The 16689-nt window shown below is 68.6% G+C and carries 16 protein-coding genes; 9 read left to right on the forward strand and 7 right to left on the reverse strand.

The genetic code is table 11. From position 1 onward, the window contains the following. Both AC5JJ1_RS25510 and AC5JJ1_RS25515 read left to right on the forward strand, forming a co-directional pair. A partial coding sequence (locus AC5JJ1_RS25510) for a hypothetical protein (protein WP_495787932.1) occupies positions 1-190 on the forward strand: 190 nt, incomplete at its 5' end. 450 nt (positions 191-640) lie between these two features. Beyond that, positions 641-829 carry a transposase domain-containing protein gene (locus AC5JJ1_RS25515; protein WP_495787933.1) on the forward strand — a complete coding sequence of 63 codons (189 nt, stop codon included), beginning with the start codon at positions 641-643 and terminating at the stop codon, positions 827-829. Between the two features lie 241 nt (positions 830-1070). Here AC5JJ1_RS25515 and AC5JJ1_RS25520 read toward each other — a convergent pair whose 3' ends face one another. Further along, on the reverse strand, positions 1071-1367 hold the full coding sequence (locus AC5JJ1_RS25520; protein WP_495787934.1) for a helix-turn-helix domain-containing protein: 297 nt from the start codon (positions 1365-1367) through the stop codon (positions 1071-1073). A gap of 93 nt (positions 1368-1460) precedes the next feature. Here AC5JJ1_RS25520 and AC5JJ1_RS25525 point away from each other — a divergent pair, with 93 nt between their 5' ends. After that, positions 1461-1841, forward strand: coding sequence for a hypothetical protein (locus tag AC5JJ1_RS25525; protein ID WP_495787935.1), 381 nt, complete (start codon positions 1461-1463; stop codon positions 1839-1841). 815 nt (positions 1842-2656) lie between these two features. Beyond that, entirely contained in the window at positions 2657-3202 is a 546-nt protein-coding gene (locus AC5JJ1_RS25530; protein WP_495787936.1) for a 2'-5' RNA ligase family protein, read from the forward strand. Positions 3203-3214: 12 nt separating this feature from the next. Here the strand turns inward: AC5JJ1_RS25530 and AC5JJ1_RS25535 are convergent, their stop codons facing one another. Next, entirely contained in the window at positions 3215-4108 is an 894-nt protein-coding gene (locus AC5JJ1_RS25535) for a peptidoglycan-binding domain-containing protein (protein ID WP_495787937.1), read from the reverse strand. 77 nt (positions 4109-4185) lie between these two features. Between AC5JJ1_RS25535 and AC5JJ1_RS25540 the strand changes: the two genes are divergently transcribed. Next, positions 4186-5463, forward strand: coding sequence for a hypothetical protein (locus AC5JJ1_RS25540; RefSeq protein ID WP_495787938.1), 1278 nt, complete (start codon positions 4186-4188; stop codon positions 5461-5463). A gap of 89 nt (positions 5464-5552) precedes the next feature. Beyond that, entirely contained in the window at positions 5553-6731 is a 1179-nt protein-coding gene (locus tag AC5JJ1_RS25545; RefSeq protein WP_495787939.1) for a catalase family protein, read from the forward strand. Positions 6732-6743: 12 nt separating this feature from the next. On the opposite strand, the gene AC5JJ1_RS25550 is transcribed toward AC5JJ1_RS25545, so the two are convergent. From AC5JJ1_RS25550 to AC5JJ1_RS25565, 4 genes are all read right to left on the reverse strand, one after another. Beyond that, complete coding sequence (locus AC5JJ1_RS25550; protein ID WP_495787940.1) at positions 6744-7760, reverse strand: ABC transporter permease; 1017 nt, start codon at positions 7758-7760, stop codon at positions 6744-6746. A gap of 12 nt (positions 7761-7772) precedes the next feature. Further along, on the reverse strand, positions 7773-9269 hold the full coding sequence (locus tag AC5JJ1_RS25555; RefSeq protein WP_495787941.1) for a sugar ABC transporter ATP-binding protein: 1497 nt from the start codon (positions 9267-9269) through the stop codon (positions 7773-7775). A gap of 3 nt (positions 9270-9272) precedes the next feature. After that, a complete protein-coding gene (locus AC5JJ1_RS25560) occupies positions 9273-10304 on the reverse strand; it encodes a sugar ABC transporter substrate-binding protein (RefSeq protein ID WP_495787942.1) in 1032 nt (343 codons plus the stop codon). Between the two features lie 124 nt (positions 10305-10428). After that, positions 10429-12996, reverse strand: a complete 2568-nt coding sequence (locus AC5JJ1_RS25565; RefSeq protein WP_495787943.1) for a PAS domain S-box protein — start codon at positions 12994-12996, stop codon at positions 10429-10431. 203 nt (positions 12997-13199) lie between these two features. Between AC5JJ1_RS25565 and AC5JJ1_RS25570 the strand changes: the two genes are divergently transcribed. Continuing rightward, the gene (locus tag AC5JJ1_RS25570) at positions 13200-13991 is read left to right on the forward strand and encodes an MlaA family lipoprotein (protein ID WP_495787944.1); all 792 of its coding nucleotides are present in this window, start codon (positions 13200-13202) and stop codon (positions 13989-13991) included. A gap of 87 nt (positions 13992-14078) precedes the next feature. Here the strand turns inward: AC5JJ1_RS25570 and AC5JJ1_RS25575 are convergent, their stop codons facing one another. Beyond that, positions 14079-14327: a DUF2171 domain-containing protein gene (locus AC5JJ1_RS25575; RefSeq protein ID WP_495787945.1), complete on the reverse strand. Its 249-nt coding sequence runs from the start codon at positions 14325-14327 to the stop codon at positions 14079-14081. A gap of 191 nt (positions 14328-14518) precedes the next feature. On the opposite strand from AC5JJ1_RS25575, the gene ahcY reads away from it, so the two are divergent. After that, entirely contained in the window at positions 14519-15913 is a 1395-nt protein-coding gene (gene ahcY / locus AC5JJ1_RS25580) for an adenosylhomocysteinase (protein WP_495787946.1), read from the forward strand. Positions 15914-16037: 124 nt separating this feature from the next. Further along, the gene (locus tag AC5JJ1_RS25585; protein ID WP_495787947.1) at positions 16038-16463 is read left to right on the forward strand and encodes a DUF4149 domain-containing protein; all 426 of its coding nucleotides are present in this window, start codon (positions 16038-16040) and stop codon (positions 16461-16463) included. Positions 16464-16689: the final 226 nt, after the last annotated feature.

The raw sequence follows: 16689 nt of genomic DNA on the forward strand, positions 1-16689 counted from the left end.
GGTGGGCCAAAATTCGTCAGCACACCCGGGCCAGAATCCGATAGCAAAGCCACCCCATCAGGGGCGTGCTGTTCAAGTGCTCGGCCGCTGGGCGTTAGCTGGACAGATGACGGTCGATCTGTTCGTGGCAAGCCGTAGTTGGCACCTCTGTCTGAACCGCCTCGGGTTTGCGGGAGGCATTAATGGTTGAGAGGAAAGGGTCATGACGACGAAGACGTCGAACCGCTTTTCGCTTGGTGTTCCAGCAGCGTAAGTGTCCGGCTTCTCTCGCCTTCCTTGGCTCCTGACATGCGTTGAGACTAGCGACCTTAACGTCAGGCGTAAGGTCGGCTGTAACCGGAACCTGTACCGGCGCAACTACCATCACCACGCGTGGTCACAGCGATCGAGATCGAGCTGCCTGACGGCATCCACGTGAGAGTGGGCAAGGAGGTCGGCCTCGTTGTGCTGCAGCCGCCGCTAGCGGCGCTTCGCGGATGATCCCGGGACCGCCGCCGGGCGTGAGCGAGACATCCGCGGTCAGCCACCCGACGAGCGGGCCCGTCAGCGCCAGGCCAGGGCCGACCAATTCGCCCGGATCTTCGGCCGCAGTGACCTTGCCGTGGCCCTCCACTATGCCCGCAGCCGGTGGGAGGCGCTCATGCACTACGTCGCCGACGAGAACTGGCTGTTCGCCGGATTCGACACCGGTGGCTATCGTGCCGTGGCAATCGCCTCGTTGATCGCCACCGCCAAGCTTAACGGGCTCGACGCGGAAGCCTATCTCCGCCGCGCGGTGGAGCGCATCGCCGACCATCCCGTCAGCTGTGTTGCCGAGCTATTGCTTTAGAACCTGCCAAGCGACGCAGAAGCCGCAGCAATTAGACGGTCGGACGCCGCGTCGCCGGACGCTTACGCCGGTCCTGCTACGGCGTCTGCTAATCAGTCCCATCGACAGGATTCCTTGCGTGCGAGTCGATGCTGCCGTCGGGATGGCGCTTGCCGAGCAGGAGATTGATTCCGCCGCGCTTATTCAAACATCAACGTCGCAGTTTGTAACAGCGCAGTCCGCCAAGTTCATGCTGATCCGTTTACGGCCTAGTTCGGGGAAGGCTTTCTGCAAAGCGATGCACGGAATCGCAAAGGACCAGAGTTCTCTTTTCATCATACTGAACATGAAGCCGCTTTGCCTGTATGTGTTCGTAGATCCTGCTCTTCCCTAACCCGAGAATTTTTGCAGTCTCAGCAACACTATAAAAAATTCGCGGCAAACCGTCCGTTTTACACATCATCAGTCCCCACTTAACATAAATCCCCGCATCCAAAAAACCTTCTAAAATGCAGGGATCTCGGACACAAGCCATAGCCTCCTTTCCAAAAGCAACCATCCTGAAACGGTGGCCGACAATCAGCCATAAATGGCCTTTCCAAACGCTTTTATGGAACTTACAAGGGCATTATCACATTTGGGATACCGAAATGTGGCTAGCCTGGGCCACATCGTCGTTCCTGGTCACCGCCGTCGTAAAGTGAAGGGAGAATACTCCATCGGATCGCAGTTCAGCGCTGGATTAGAAAAGCGGCCTGCAAGCTGGAAATGCGGCTTATGGTCCCTGCTAGGTGGTAAGCAAGGTGTGCAACGGGCAATGCAAATTTATCTCCGCATACCAAATGGTATCAACGATCCACCAATCGCGAAATTTCCTTTATTAACTTTCCCATTTGGATTGGTAATAGCCGTTGCCGCTTTACCGCATAAAACCTCAGAAGGGTTATCCACCTTGTTCACCCGTTTCTTAGAAAATATTTTTGTTGAGCCCTTCAACCTAGATGCTAGCGATTTAGAAACCGCATGCTTTTAGATACAATGCTCGCCAATAAGTAAGTGACCGCCTAAGCACTTTTATATATTTTAGCATGACGTTACCAAATCGGATAATTTCAGATGCGCCTAATTTCGCGTAGCCGATTTCTAGCGAGGAAGATAGTGCGAGACCTCAAATAAAGCTAATTCATGCCTGCTTTAAAACAGCACTCGAGCAAGGAAATAAACGAAGTTACAACATCAAGCTCCCCGGAGTGCTGACCGAAACCGACCTCAGGAGAACCCACGATCTTCTCGACCATGTGCACCTTCTCGGCCACTAACCGTCTCCGGCGGCACTTGTTACAAGCGCTGAGTTTCACCTTGGGTGGATTTCAATCATCGACCTTTCTTTAGGCCTTTCCTCTACAAAGGTGCGAACTGGCGCCTGGGCGGTTAGAGGGCAGGCTCAGAGATAGATCCCAGCTATCCTTTCAGCATACCGACGCTTCACATCTCCGCGCGCCGAAACAGCGGTTCATCGTGGGCTGGATGTGTGGGCTGATTAGATGCATATTTTTTATCTATTAAAGTCAGTAGATTAAGGTGCAGGTTCGACGGACACCGAGGCCGTCGAACCAAAGGCGGTTTAGTAGCCTTACAAGGATAGAGGCACATGGGGCTGAAGTTGTGGGTCAGCCCGCGCAACCGCAAAATAGCACTGGTTAAACAGGAGCTTAGCATGGCCAGTGTGGAAGACACCCTGTCCGCCAGTCTCGCTTTGATCCGCCGGGCTACGCTGCTTTTCGCCCGGGCCCGAACAGCTCCTCCGGCTGCCATCGCAGCTCCACGAAAACCTGCGAGGGGCCGCTCGTGACCGGTCGCACTTCCTCCGCCGACGCCGATCCGCTGATCCTGACGCTCGCCCTCGACCCTGCCACCCAGGCCCGGTTCGACCGGGAGCGGCATGCCCATTTCCCGCCCGAGCGCAACCACCTCGCCGCGCATCTGACGCTCTTCCACCACCTCCCCGGCGAGGCGATCGCCGAGATCGCCGCCCGCCTCGCCGAGGCCTGCCGCAGCCAGCCCCCCTTCGACCTCGTCGTGGAGGATGTCTGGATGATGGGCCGCGGCGTCGCCTACCGCCTCCGCTCGCCGGCGCTGATCGCGCTCCGTGCCGGCCTCGCCGCCGCCTGGCAGCCCTGGCTGACCCCGCAGGACCGCCAGCCGCTCCGCCCGCATGTCACCGTCCAGAACAAGGTCACGGCCGAGGCGGCGCGCGCGCTCCATGCCAGCCTGCGGGCGGCCTTCACCCCCTTCACCGCGCGCGGGACCGGCCTGCTGCTCTGGCACTACCGCGGCGGGCCCTGGGAGCCGGCCGGGGAGTTCCCCTTCGCGCCGCTGGAGCCGCCGTCCTAGGCCGTGGCGGCCTCAGCCCTCCAGCTCCTCGGCCCTGAGGAGCGAGGTGGTGAAGAGATGGGCCGCATTCGCCTGCCAGCGCGGATCCTCCCGCAGCCTGGCCATGAAGCGCCGATGCCCTTCCTGGCTGCGGCCGACCAGGCAGCCAGCGCCGATGCCGCCCACCTCCTCATGCGGCGCGTCCTGGCCGCCATGCTGGTCGATGAGGAAGACGCCATGCCCCGGCGGGTCGCCCTCGCGCCGGAAGTTCCGGTCGATATCCCGCGTCACCGGCAGGGGCAGGAGCTGGACCAGCGCCTCCTGCTCCAGCGCCGTGCCGATGGCCGTGCGGCCGATCGCCCAGGCGCGGTGCTGGCCGGGCACGAGGCGCGGCGCGCCCTCCGGCTCGGCCGGCCCCTCCACCGCCGGACGGCCGGAATCGGTCGTCGCGGCCCAGGCGCCGAGGATCTCCGGGCGCCCCCCGGCCGCGACGCGCAGCAGCAGCCGAAGGTCGTCAAATGCGTCCGGCCGGCGCGTCGCCGGGCGCCCCTCCTCGTCCATGCCCTCGACATAGACGATGTTGACGCAGCCCGGATCGCGGCAGAGCCAGTCGCCGCGCCGGAGCAGCGCCGCGGCGATCCGCCCCGCCAGGCTGCCATCGGGCCGCAGCGGCAGCACGGGCGCGTCCTGCAGCAGCGCGGCGGCGGCAGGCGGCGTCAGCGCCCCCTCGAAGGGCAGGCCGGCCGCGCGGCAGAAGGCGCCGAGCGCCCATTGCGCCCCGGAGCCGAACAGCCCGTCCGCCGGCGGGTCGAGCAGCCCATGATGGGAGAGGCGTGCCTGCAGCTCCGCCACCAGGCCGCGCCGCAGCACCAGCCGCGCGGCCTCCATCTCCTCGGCACCCTGTGCGAAGGCCTGCAACTGCTCCATGGGCTACCTCGGATGTTCCCGGCGTAAACGGGGCCTGCGCTCCCGCGTTGCCGTGCGGAACCGGACGAGGACAGGCGATGCGCGTGCTGGCGGTCGGGCCGCGGGTCTATCTCGGCGACATCTATCTCTCGCTGATGCGGGAGGGCCACGAGGTCCGCGTCCATGCCGAGGACCCGCCGGAGGAGCGCGCCTTCGGCGGGCTGATCGAGCCCGTGCCCGACTGGCGTGCCGAGCTGGGCTGGCTGGGCCGCGACGGCATCCTGCTCTTCGAGCGCGCCAACCACGGCCCGGTGCAGGATGCGCTGCGCGCCGAGGGCCATCGTGTCATCGGCGGCAGCGCCTTCGGCGACCGGCTGGAGAATGACCGCGCCTTCGGCCAGGCCATCCTGCGCGAGGCCGGCCTGCCCGTCGCCGAGAGCCGCGGCTTCCCGCATCCGCAGGCCGCGCTCGACTGGCTCGCGGCGAATCCCGGGCGGCATGTGCTGAAATTCGACGACTCCCGCCTGCCGACCTTCGTCGGCGACCATCCGGCCGGCGCCGACCTCGCCTTCATGCTGCGCCGCGCGCTCCGCCTTGGCGCCACCGGCGGCGTGCTGCTGCAGGAACGGCTGGATGGCGTCGAGGTCGGAATCGGCGCCTATTTCGACGGGCAGCGCTTCCTCCGCCCCGCCTGCATCGACTTCGAGCACAAGCGCTTCTTCCCCGGCGAGATGGGCGAGATGACCGGCGAGATGGGCACGCTGGCGAGCTACGAGGGCGCCGAGCGGCTGTTCGAGGCGACGCTCGGCCGCATCGCGCCGCATCTCGCCCGCGCCGGCCATGTCGGCTACGTCAACCTGAACCTTATGGTGGATGAGCGCGGGCCGCTGCCGCTGGAATTCACCTGCCGCTTCGGCAACCCGGGCTTCGCCGTGCTGGCGGCGATGCAGCGGGACGGCTGGGGCGATCTGTTCCGCCGCATGGCGGAGGGAGGGTCCGAGGGCTTCGCCACCACGCCCGGCTGGTCGGTCGCCATCGTGCTCACGGTGCCGCCCTTCCCGGCCGTGGACCAGGCGGCCACGCCGGATGACGACGTGCCGCTCTTCTTCCTCCGGGAGCCGGCGGGCGAGGAGCTGCGCCACTATCACCTGGTCGATGCCAGGCGCGATGCGGAGGGGCAGCTCCTCGTCCGCCGCCGCTCCGGCCATGCGATGATCGTCACCGGCACCGGCCCCACCGTGCCCGCGGCGCAGGAGGCCGCCCGCGCCCGCGCCCGCAACCTCGTCGCGCCCGAGCTGCGCTGGCGCGCCGATATCGGCGAGCGCTTCCTCCGCGGCGAGCGGGACAGGCTCGCCGCCCTCGGCTGGCTGGACTGACGCGCCACGGCGGCAAATAACCGGCGCGGCCGGCGTTGAGCCGAGGCTGCGCGGCGCCGCCTGCCGCGCCCCCTGGATGCACCCGCCGCATGCGTAAGCCGTTGCCCGCCCAAGCTCTGCCCTTCGAGGAAGCGATCGAGCAGCCGGAACCGGACGAAGCCGCCAAGGCCGCCGAGCTGCGCCGGCTGATGCAGGACATCCGCGAAACCACGCTGCGCGACTATGGCCATGCCACGCGCAGCCTGCACGCCAAGAGCCATGCCCTCTTCGGGGGCGAGATCGAGGTGCTCGACGGCCTGCCGCCGGAGCTGGCGCAGGGCCTCTTCGCCCGGCCCGGGCGCTACCCGGCGATCCTGCGGCTCTCCACCAACCGCGGCGACATCCTCGACGACGACATCTCCGTCCCGCGCGGCATGGCGCTCAAGGTGATTGGCGCCGAGGGCGAGAGGCTGCCCGGCTCCGAGGGCGAGGCGACGCAGGACTTCGTCATGGTGAACCAGCCCGCCTTCACCGAGCGCGACCTCCGCGTCTTCGTCCGCAACATCACCGTGGTGGACGCCACGACGGAAACCGGCCTCGCCTGGAAGAAGGTGGCGGCGGCCCTGCTCCGGCCCTTCGTCGCCGCCCTCAGGGCGGTCGGCGCCAAGCCCTGGACGCTGACGACGATGGGCGGGCACCCCCTCACCCATCCGCTTGGCGAGACCTTCTACACCCAGGTGCCGTTCCGCTACGGCGACCATGTCGCCAAGCTGTCGCTGGCGCCGGTCTCGCCCGCACTCCTCGCCCTGCGGGACCGCCCGGTCGCGCTGCGCGGCAAGCCGAACGGGCTGCGCGAGGCGGTGATCGAGACCTGCCACGAGCATGCGGCCGAGTGGGAGCTGCGCGTGCAGCTGCGCACCAACCCGCGCAGCATGCCGATCGAGGATGCCTCCGCCGAATGGCCGGAAGCGGAAAGCCCCTACCGCCCGGTCGCCCGGGTCCGCGTGCCGCCGCAGCCGGCCTGGAGCGAGGCGCGGGCGGCCCAGGTGGATGACGGCCTGGCCTTCAGCCCCTGGCACGGGCTTGCCGCGCACCGGCCGTTCGGCTCGGTCAACCGCGCCCGGCGCGAGGCCTATGTCGAGGGGGCACGGTTCCGCGCCCAGCACAACCGCTGCCCCATTGCGGAGCCGCGGTCCCGGCTGGCGCTCTCCGGCCAGCCGGCGCAGGTCTTCGGCCGCGCGCCCAGCCGCGAGGGGCGGCGCCCGCGCACGCCGGATGCGGCCGATTGAGCCGTCCGCGGCTCAAGCCTTCGCCCGCAGCCGCTGGGCGTAGACGTTGATCACCAGCGCCAGCAGCAGGATCAGCCCGCGGATCAGGATCTTCAGGAAGCTGTCGATCCGCACATGGTCGAGCCCGTTGTTCAGCACGCCGAGGACCAGCAGCCCGACCACCGTATTGCCGATGCCGCCCTGCCCGCCGAACAGGCTGGTGCCGCCGACGACGACGGCGGAGATGGCATCGAGCAGGTAGTTGTCGAACTCGTCCTGCTGCGCGCTGCCGAAATGCGCGACGCCGAGCATCCCGGCGATGCCGGAGCAGATCGCGGAGATGATCAGCACCGCGGCCAGCACCAGCTTGACGTTGACGCCGGAATACTCCGCCGCCTCGCGGTTGCCGCCGACCATGTAGATGTAGCGCCCGAAGCGCGTGTAGCTCAGCACGACGTGGCCGAGCGCCAGCACCAGCACGGCCACCACCACGATCCAGGGCACCGGCCCGATCGAGCCCGACCCCAGCAGCTCGATCGGCGCCGGCACGTTGTAGGCGATCTGCCCGCGCACCAGCATGGCGCAGATGCCCGCGCCGATCTGCAGCATGGCCAGCGTCATGATGAAGGAGGGGATGCCGATTACCGTCACCCCTAAGGCCGTCACCGCGCCGAGCGCCAAGCTCCCGAGCAGCGCCAGCAGGATGGCGGCGAAGCCCGGCAGCGGGATGTTGGCGATATTCACGCTCTGGTCCTGCAGCGTGAAGAAGGCCACCATGATGCCGCCCGCATTGGCGACGCTCGCCACGCTGAGGTCGATCTCAGCGCAGAGGATGACGAAGGTCAGCCCCACCGCGATGATCGCGGTCACCGAGACCTGCCGCGCGATGTTCGCCACGTTGTCGAGCGTGGCGAAGGAGGGGCTGGCGATGCTGAACAGCGCCACCAGCACCAGCAGCGTGGCGAAAGGCGCGATGTTGCGGAGCTGCCCGCGGAGCCAGCTCATGCCGCCGCCGCTGCGGGGAAGGACGGCGCTGTCGCTCGTGCTCATGGATGATCCTTCCTAGGCTGCCGCCAGCAGCCGGTCCTTGCTGACGGTCCCGCCGGCGAACTCCTCGCAGACCTCGCCGCGCTTCATGACGAGGATGCGGTCGGCGAGCGAGAGCACCGTCTCCGGCTCGGTCGAGACGACGAGCACGGCAATGCCCTGCTCGCGCAAGCCGCGGACGATCCGCACCACTTCCTCCTTGGCGCCGACATCCATCCCCCGCGTCGGCTCGCTGAGGACGAGGACGCGCGGCAGGTGGGTCAGCCACTTGGCCAGCGCCACCTTTTGCTGGTTGCCGCCCGAGAGCGTGCCGAGCCGGCGCTGCACGGAGGGCGGGCGGATGTCGAGCGACTCCACATGCCGCTGCGCGATCTCCCGCTCCACCGCCGGCTTCACCCAGAGGCGCGAGATGCGGTCGAGAACGCTGATCGAGACATTCTTGTAGACCGGTTCCTGCGCGAAGAGCATGCTGCGGCGGCTTTCCGGGACGAAGGCGATGCCCGCCTTGCGCGCCGCCGCCGTGTTACGCAAGGCGAGCGGCCGCCCGTCGAGCGAGAGCCGCCCGCCCGAGAGCGCCGTCCGCCCAAACAGCGCCCGCGCCAGGTCGAGCTGCCCCGCCCCCATCGAGCCGTAGATACCAAGCACCTCGCCCGCCCGCGCCTCGAGCGAGACCGCGCGGAAGCCCGGGCCGGAGGCCGCCTCGCAGGCCAGCACCACCGGCGCGCCGGGCTTGCTGTCGAGCCGGATCTCGCCCGTATAGCCCGCCTCCAGCTCCTCATGCCCGGCGCCGATCATGCGGGTGATGATCCAGCCTTTGTCGATGGCCGAGACCGGCGCCGTCTCGACCAGCCTGCCGTTGCGGAAGCAGGTGACGCGGTCGCAGATCGCCAACACGTCCTCGAGGAAGTGGGAGATGAAGACGATGCTCCGTCCGCCGTCGCGCACTCGTCGCAGCAGGCCGAACAGCACCTCCACCTCCGGCGGCGAGAGGGCCGAGGTCGGCTCATCAAGGATGACGATGCGCGCGCCGGAGGAGAGCACGCGCGCGATCTCGACCAGCTGCTGCATGCCGAGCGGCAGGCTGCCGATCGGCACGCGCGGGTCGACCGCGATGCCGAGCTCGGCGAGCAACGCCCGCGCCCGCTTCATCATCCCCGGCCAGTCCACCAGGCCGAGCCGGTTCACCGGCTGCACGCCGAGCATGACGTTCTCGGCGACGGAGAGCTCCGGCACCACGCTCAGCTCCTGGTGCACCATGCCGATCCCGGCATCGCGCGCCGAGCGGGCGGAGCGGTGCCGCGCCGGCTGCCCGGCGATGCGCATCTCCCCCTCGAAGCTGGTGTGCACGCCGGCGATGATCTTCATCAGCGTGCTCTTGCCAGCGCCGTTCTCGCCGACGAGGCCATGGATCTCGCCCGCCTCCAGAGTGAAGTCCACGCCGGAGAGGGCGACGACGCCGCCGAAGGACTTGCTGATGCCCCTGAGCTCGAGCAGGGGCGCGCCGCGCTGCATGGCCTAGATCAGGAAATGGCTCTCCATCCAGGCCATGCCCGGGGCATTGGCCTTGGTGACGACAGGCCCGTCGGTGATGACATGCTTCGGGATCTGCCCGGCCCCGGTGCCCGTCTTCTGGCCCGCGACCACCGCGGCGACGCCGGCGACGATCGCCCCGCCATGGATGCGGCAGGAGGGGTTGCGCACCGTCGCATGCATCCGCCCGTCGGAGACGGCAGCCAGGGCCGGCGGCATCGCATCGCACCCGCCGATTAGGATGTTGGTGCGGCCGCGCGACTTCATCACGTTGTAGGCGGCCAGCGCCATGTCGTCGTTGTGGAAATAGGCGGCGTCGATCTTCGGGTACTTGGTCAGCAGCGTGTCCCAGAGCCGCGCCACCTTGGTGACGTCCCAGTCGCCCGGCGTCGTGTCCACCACCTCGATGCCCGGGTGCTTCTTCACCACGGAATCGAAGCCGCGCGCCCGCCCCTGCGCCCCGGTATGGCCGAGCGCGCCCTGCGTCATCGTCATGATGCCCTTGCCGCCGATCGCATCGACCAGCGCCTGGGTGACGGAGGAGCCCATGAACTCGTTGTCGGGGGCGAGGAAGCTGTGGACGTTGATGCTGTCGAGCGGCGCGATCAGCGTGTCCATGTCGATCACCGGGATGCCGGCATCGATCATCCGCTTCACCGGCTGCGCCAGCGTGCCGATGCCGAAGGCCTGGATGGCGACGAAGTCCCACCTCTGGCTCGCCATGTTCTCGACGGCGCTGCGCTGCTTGGTGGCGTTCAGCTCGCCGTCGAACCAGGTGACCTGGACGTTGAAGAGCTTGCCCCACCACTCGGCCGCCTGCTTGCCCTGGGCGCACCAGGTGGCCTGCAGCCCGGCATTGGAGAAGGCGGCCCTGAGCGGCCGCTCGGAGCGCCCGACCTCCCGCGCCATGTCCTGGGCCAGGGCCGGGCTGATGCCGAAGCCGCCGAGGAGGGCGCCGAGCAAGGCCCCGCCCCCTTGCAGCATGCTGCGCCGGTCGCCGGGCAGGTCGAATGCCATCGCGTTTCTCTCCCAAGGCCGCGGCCCTGCGCGGGGCCGTTCATGCCCGGGGATGATCGATGGGCGGCCGTTGCAGCGTCAAGCTGACCGCCTCTCGCACACGCGCGCTTGATGAGGCGCCGGGCTAGCTGTCGATAAGCGCGCGGATGCGCCGACCGAGCTCGAGCAGGGAGAAGGGCTTGGTCAGCAGCTCCATCCCCGGCTCCAGCGGGGCCTCGGCAGCCAGGATGTTGTGCGCATAGCCGGTGACGAAGAGCACCTTCAGCCCCGGCCGCAGCGCCCGCGCCGCATCGACCAGCTGCCGCCCATTCAGCCCCGGCAGGCCGACATCGGTGACGAGCAGGTCGATCCGCGCATCGGCGCGCAGGAAGTCGAGCGCCGCCGTCCCATCCGCCGCCTCCAACGCCACATAGTCGAGATCCTGCAGCGTCTCCAAGATCAGGAGGCGCACCGACGGCTCGTCCTCCACCACCAGCACCGTCTCGCCGCGGCCCGGGCGCGGCGGCCGCAGGCCGCGCTCCTCCGCCTCCGCACGGTCCGACGCGCCGCGATGCCGCGGCAGGTAGAGCCGGAAGATCGTGCCCCGCCCCGCCGCGCTCTCGACCTGCACATGCCCGCTGGACTGCTTGACGAAGCCGTAGAGCATGGAAAGCCCGAGCCCCGTCCCCTGCCCCATGGGCTTGGTGGTGAAGAAGGGTTCGAAGGCGCGTTCTAGCACCTCGGGCGGCATGCCCGTCCCGGTGTCGCCGACGCTGATCGCCACGTAGTCGCCCGGCTCCAGCTCGCCGCCGAGGGCCTGCGCCGCCGACTCGCCTAGCACGAGGTTCCTTGTTCCGATGGTGAGGCGCCCGCCCTCCGGCATCGCATCCCGCGCGTTGATCGCCAGGTTGAGGATCGCGCTCTCGAGCTGGTTCGGGTCGCAGAGCGTCGGCCACAGCTCCGGCGCCAGCCGCAGCTCGAGGGCGATGGCCGGGCCGAGCGTCCGCCGCAGCAGCTCCTCCATCCCCGCGACCAGGCGGCTGGCCTCGATCGGCCGCGGGTCCAGCGGCTGGCGGCGGGCGAAGGCGAGCAGCCGCTGGGTCAGCGCCGCCGCCCGCTGCGCGGAGGTCATCGCCACCTCGGCATAGCGCCCCAGCGCCCCGACCTGCCCCGCCTCGACCCGGCGCTGCAGCGTCGCCAGCGCGCCGATGATGCCGGTCAGCAGGTTGTTGAAGTCATGCGCGATGCCGCCGGTGAGCTGGCCGACCGCCTCCATCTTCTGCGCCTGGCGCAGCTGCTCCTCCAGCGCCTTCTGATGGGTGACGTCGCGCGCATTGCCGAGCACCAGCCGCCCGCCATCCGCCGCCTCGCCCATCGGCACCAGGATCACCTCGGCGATCCGCCGCTCGCCCTCCACGACGAAGGCGACCTCGTAGGTCACGCGCCGCTGCTCCTTCGCGCAGAGGCGGTAGCGACTGGCAGTGGCCTCGGCGGTGGCGGCAGGCAGCACCGTCTCCACCGGCCGGCCGATGACCTCGGCGGCCTTTAGCCCGGTGAAGCGTTCCGCCGTCGGGTTGAAGGCCTCGTAGCGGGCGACGCCGTCGGGCGAGACCCTGATGAGGAAGACGAGGTCCGGCGAGGTTTCGAAATAGGTGCGGAAGCGCATCTCGCTGGCGGCGAGCTGCGCGGTGCGCTCGGCCACGCGCCGCTCCAGCGTCTCGTTCAGCCGGCGCAGCTCCGCCTCGGCATGCTTGGCCGCCGAGATGTCGACGCTGCAGCCGGTATAGCCGAGGAAGCGGCCCTGGTCGTCAAGCCGGGCGACGCCCTCGCCGCGCAGCCAGCGCACCGCGCCATGGCGGTCGATGATGCGGAATTCCCGCCGGTAGGGCTGCCGCGCCTCGAAGGCCTCGCGGAAGGCGGCCTCCTGCCCTGGCCGGTCCTCCGGCAGCAGCACCTCCCACCAGGCATCGCCGAGCAGCGCCGCCGCCGGCCGGCCGAAAATGTAGTCGTGGTGCATGTTGGCGAAGACCAGCTGCCCCGCCTCGTCCGTCATCCAGATCAGCGCCGGCGCGCTGTCCGCCATGTGACGGAAGCGCGCCTCGCTCTCGCGCAGCGACGCCTCGATCTCCGCGCGCTCGATGGCCGAGGCGGCGAATTGCGCGAGCTGCACGACGATCGCCTCGTCCGCCTCGTCGAACTCGCCCTCGAGCTTGTCGGACAGCTCGATGAGGCCGAGATGGCGTCCGCCCTGGCCGAGCAGCGGCGCCGCCAGCCAGCCGCGCATCGGCGGATGCCCGAGAAGGAGCCCCGGAGGGCCGGCTGCGGAGTCGCGCCAGCGCGGATGCGCCTCGAGCTCGGCCTGGGTCATCCGGATCGGCCGGTTCTCCTCGCGGATCCAGGCATGGAGGCCGGCGCCGTCCGGGCCCGCCGCACGGTCCCGCCAGGCCGCGTATTTCCGCGAGAGCGAGACGGCGCTGACCGCCTGCGACCAGTCGCTGCCCCGGTTCAGGCTGGAGGCCGACTGATGCGCTCCGACGATGTCGCGCGCCGCATCGGTGATCGCCTGCAGCGTCGCCTGCAGGCCGGGGGCGCGCATCACCCGGCCGGCCGCCTCGGCCAGCGCCTTCATCTGCGCCTGGATGCGCCCGGGCTCAAGCACCGGCCGGCCTGCCGGGGCGCCGGATGCGACGCGCGGGCTGTCCTCAGCGGCCATGCCGATCGCTATCCCTTCCCTCGCCGTCCCGACTCATGATCCGATCATACCATGAGGATTGCCGTCTTGCTGGCGGCAACCGCGGCGGCAGGTCCTGAGCTCCAGGCCTGCCCGCGGGCGAGACGAGCGGCACCGGAACGAGGCTTCGCGCCGCCGCCGCTGGAGGCCATCCTGCCCTGCCGCTCCCGTGGAGGACCTCAAGGATGATACTGCCCATCGCATGCCTGCGCAGGCTGGCACCAGCCCTCCTCCTCGCCTTTGCCGCCTGCGCCACCGCCCCGCCCGCCTCGGACCCCGAGGCGCTGGCGGAATACCGCGCCGCCAACGACCCGCTGGAGCCCGCCAATCGCCGCGTCTACGAGGCCAATGAGTGGCTGGACCGCAAGCTGGCCCGCCCCGTCGCGGTGGAGTACCGCACCCGCGTCCCGCGCCCGGCGCGGACCGGCATCCGCAACTTTCTGAACAACCTGCGCAGCCCGGTCATCCTCGCCAACGACATGCTGCAGGGCCAGTCCCGCCGCGCCGGCGACACGCTCGGCCGCTTCGTGCTGAACAGCACCCTGGGCGTCGCCGGCATCTTCGACGTGGCGGAGGACTGGTTCGGCGTGTCGCGCCATACCGAGGATTTCGGCCAGACGCTCGCCACCTGGGGCGTCGGCGAGGGCCCCTATCTCGTCCTCCCCGTGCTCGGCCCCAGCAACCCGCGCGACCTGGCCGGCTCCGGCGTCGACGGCGCGGCGGGCATCGCCACGCTGCTCGGCTCCGGCACCGCAGCCAGCGCCTTCCGCTACACTCGCGGCGGCCTCAGCCTGGTCGACACGCGCGAGGCGCTGATCGACCCGATCGACGAGATGCGCCGCAGCTCGCTCGACCCCTATGTGACCTATCGCAGCGCCTATCGGCAGCGGCGCCAGGCCGACATCGAGAACCGCCTCGGCCCGCCGGTGACGAGCAGCACCGGCGCGGTGCTGCCGGCGCCGGCGGAGCGGCGCTAGGGCAACCTCCGATCGGGCGATCCCATCCGACCGGAGCTTGCCCTGGGCCCTGAGCCATGCTCCCGCCCGGCAGCGGTCACGCTCCGGCTAGACCGGGTCGTTGCCCCGCGTCTCCGTCATACCGCGCGCCTCGGAGGCGGGGATGGAGAGGTGCACGACATTCTCCTCGATCCGGGCAATGGCGCCGAAGGGCAGGTAGCGGTGCTGCCCGCCCGAGGCCGGGTCCTCCTTGGTCAGCTTCATCCGGGTTGAATCGAGGGAGTCGATGGTGCCGACATGCTGCCCGTCCGACCCGACGACCTCCATATGCTCGGCGATCTTGGTCATATCGATCATGGCGTCCTCCTGCGGGCCGCGGCATGCGGCCATGCGGGGGAAACGGCCCAGGCCCGGAAAGGATGCACGCTGCCGATTCCGTTGCCGCCACAAACATAAAGATATCCTTATATCTCGCCGCAAACCCCTGGCCAGCCCCGCCGGCCCATGCTACGCGCCCCGCCAGACAGCCCATTACAGGGAACACGCAGATGGCCGACAGCATCGTGAAGGATCTCAGCCTCGCCGATTGGGGCCGGAAGGAGATCGCCATGGCCGAGGACGAGATGCCCGGCCTGATGGCCGTCCGGCGCGAATACGGCCCCGGGCAGCCGCTGAAGGGCGCCCGCATCGCCGGCTGCCTGCACATGACCATCCAGACCGCCGTGCTGATCGAGACGCTGAAGGCCCTCGGCGCCGATGTCCGCTGGTCGTCGTGCAACATCTTCTCGACCCAGGACCACGCCGCGGCCGCCATCGCCGCCGCCGGCACCCCGGTCTTCGCTGTGAAGGGTGAAACCCTGCCGGAATACTGGTCCTACGTGCAGAAGACGCTGGAGTGGGCGGACGGCGGCGAGCCGAACATGCTGCTCGACGACGGCGGCGACATGACGCTGCTCGTCCATTACGGCCTGCGCGCCGAGCAGGGCGACACCGGCTTCCTCGGCAAGCCGACCAATGAGGAGGAGGAGGTCTTCTTCGCCCTCATCCAGAACCTTCTGAAGGCCAAGCCGGGCTGGTTCGCCAAGCTCGCCGCCAGCATCCGCGGCGTCTCCGAGGAGACGACGACGGGCGTCCATCGCCTCTACACGATGGCCAAGGAGGGCAAGCTGCTCTTCCCCGCCATCAACGTGAACGACAGCGTCACCAAGTCGAAATTCGACAACCTCTATGGCTGCCGCGAGAGCTTGGTCGACGGCATCCGCCGCGGCACGGACGTTATGATGTCCGGCAAGATCGCCATGGTCGCGGGCTTCGGCGATGTCGGCAAGGGCTCCGCCGCCTCCCTCCGCAATGCCGGCTGCCGCGTCATGGTCTCCGAGGCCGACCCGATCTGCGCGCTCCAGGCCGCGATGGAGGGCTACGAGGTGGTGACGATGGAGGATGCGGCCCCGCGCGCCGACATCTTTGTCACCGCCACGGGCAATGTCGACGTCATCACTATCGACCACATGCGGGCGATGAAGCACCGCGCCATCGTCTGCAACATCGGCCATTTCGACAGCGAGATCCAGGTCGCGGCGCTGAAGAACCACAAGTGGCACAACGTGAAGCCGCAGGTGGACGAGGTGGAGTTCCCGGACGGCAAGCGCATCATCCTGCTCTCCGAGGGGCGCTTGGTAAATCTCGGCAATGCCACTGGCCATCCGAGCTTCGTCATGTCCGCCAGCTTCACCAACCAGACGCTGGCGCAGATCGAACTCTGGGCGAATCCTGGCAAGTACGAGAAGAAGGTCTACGTCCTGCCGAAGCACCTCGACGAGAAGGTAGCCGCGCTGCATCTCGAGAAGGTCGGCGCCAAGCTGACCAAGCTCAGCGCGCAGCAGGCCGCCTATATCGGCGTGCCGGAGCAGGGGCCCTTCAAGGCCGAGCAGTACCGGTACTGACCTCCCCGGGAAGGCGCTGCGGTCTCCGTGGGGGCCCGGCAGGCGCCTCATGGACCGGGGCGTCGGCCGCCGTCTCGCGGCCAGAGCTTGCCAGACGCGGTGGCGGGGCCATCTCCGCCGCCGCATGATCCTCTCCGGCCTCGCACTCCTCAGCCTCGCCCTGCTGCTCGGCGGCATGGTGTTCTTCGCCGCCGTGGTGGCGCCGCTGGTCTTCACCCGGCTGCCGCCCGAATGGGCGGGCCGCTTCATCCGCCAGCTCTTCCCGCGCTACTATCTCTGGCTGATCGCCACCGCGGGCCTTGCCGCCCTGGCCCTGGCGCCGTCCCGCCCGGCCGATGCGCTGGCCATGGCCCTCCTCGCCGCGCTGACGATCTGGCTCCGCCAGGGGCTGATGCCACGCATCAACCGCCTGTCGGACGCCGCCCAGGCCGGGGACGGGGCGGCGAAGCCCCGCTTCGACCGTGCCCACCGCGCCTCGGTGCTGATGAACTTCGCCCAACTGGCGGTGGCGGTCGTGGTGCTGCTGCGGGGCGTCGGCGCCTCGCCCTGACCGGGCGCGACGTGCGTAAGAATGGATAAATCGTCTAAAATTTTCAACCCAAACTTGTGATATGGTTAACGGTAACGAGAGTGGATCATTTTGGGCTGTCGCGGGAAGGTTTAACGACGCACCGCAGCATGGGCCCAAACGCGATGGCTGTCTTCTGCCTTGAACCTCGTCCGCATGCCCTGACCCATCCGGCCTGGTCCATGAGCTGGCACAGCAAGACATGTTA

The sequence above is a fragment of the Belnapia sp. genome, from assembly GCF_059504005.1.

What these genes read in the sequence shown, in the direction of transcription:
- AC5JJ1_RS25570 (WP_495787944.1), top strand. Translation starts at nt 13,200, where the DNA reads ATGATACTGCCCATCGCATGCCTGCGCAGGCTGGCACCAGCCCTCCTC.
- AC5JJ1_RS25520 (WP_495787934.1), bottom strand. Translation starts at nt 1,367, where the DNA reads ATGGTTGCTTTTGGAAAGGAGGCTATGGCTTGTGTCCGAGATCCCTGC.
- AC5JJ1_RS25585 (WP_495787947.1), top strand. Translation starts at nt 16,038, where the DNA reads ATGATCCTCTCCGGCCTCGCACTCCTCAGCCTCGCCCTGCTGCTCGGC.
- AC5JJ1_RS25515 (WP_495787933.1), top strand. Translation starts at nt 641, where the DNA reads ATGCACTACGTCGCCGACGAGAACTGGCTGTTCGCCGGATTCGACACC.
- AC5JJ1_RS25540 (WP_495787938.1), top strand. Translation starts at nt 4,186, where the DNA reads ATGCGCGTGCTGGCGGTCGGGCCGCGGGTCTATCTCGGCGACATCTAT.
- ahcY (WP_495787946.1), top strand. Translation starts at nt 14,519, where the DNA reads ATGGCCGACAGCATCGTGAAGGATCTCAGCCTCGCCGATTGGGGCCGG.
- AC5JJ1_RS25545 (WP_495787939.1), top strand. Translation starts at nt 5,553, where the DNA reads ATGCGTAAGCCGTTGCCCGCCCAAGCTCTGCCCTTCGAGGAAGCGATC.
- AC5JJ1_RS25560 (WP_495787942.1), bottom strand. Translation starts at nt 10,304, where the DNA reads ATGGCATTCGACCTGCCCGGCGACCGGCGCAGCATGCTGCAAGGGGGC.
- AC5JJ1_RS25535 (WP_495787937.1), bottom strand. Translation starts at nt 4,108, where the DNA reads ATGGAGCAGTTGCAGGCCTTCGCACAGGGTGCCGAGGAGATGGAGGCC.
- AC5JJ1_RS25565 (WP_495787943.1), bottom strand. Translation starts at nt 12,996, where the DNA reads ATGGCCGCTGAGGACAGCCCGCGCGTCGCATCCGGCGCCCCGGCAGGC.
- AC5JJ1_RS25575 (WP_495787945.1), bottom strand. Translation starts at nt 14,327, where the DNA reads ATGATCGATATGACCAAGATCGCCGAGCATATGGAGGTCGTCGGGTCG.
- AC5JJ1_RS25550 (WP_495787940.1), bottom strand. Translation starts at nt 7,760, where the DNA reads ATGAGCACGAGCGACAGCGCCGTCCTTCCCCGCAGCGGCGGCGGCATG.
- AC5JJ1_RS25555 (WP_495787941.1), bottom strand. Translation starts at nt 9,269, where the DNA reads ATGCAGCGCGGCGCGCCCCTGCTCGAGCTCAGGGGCATCAGCAAGTCC.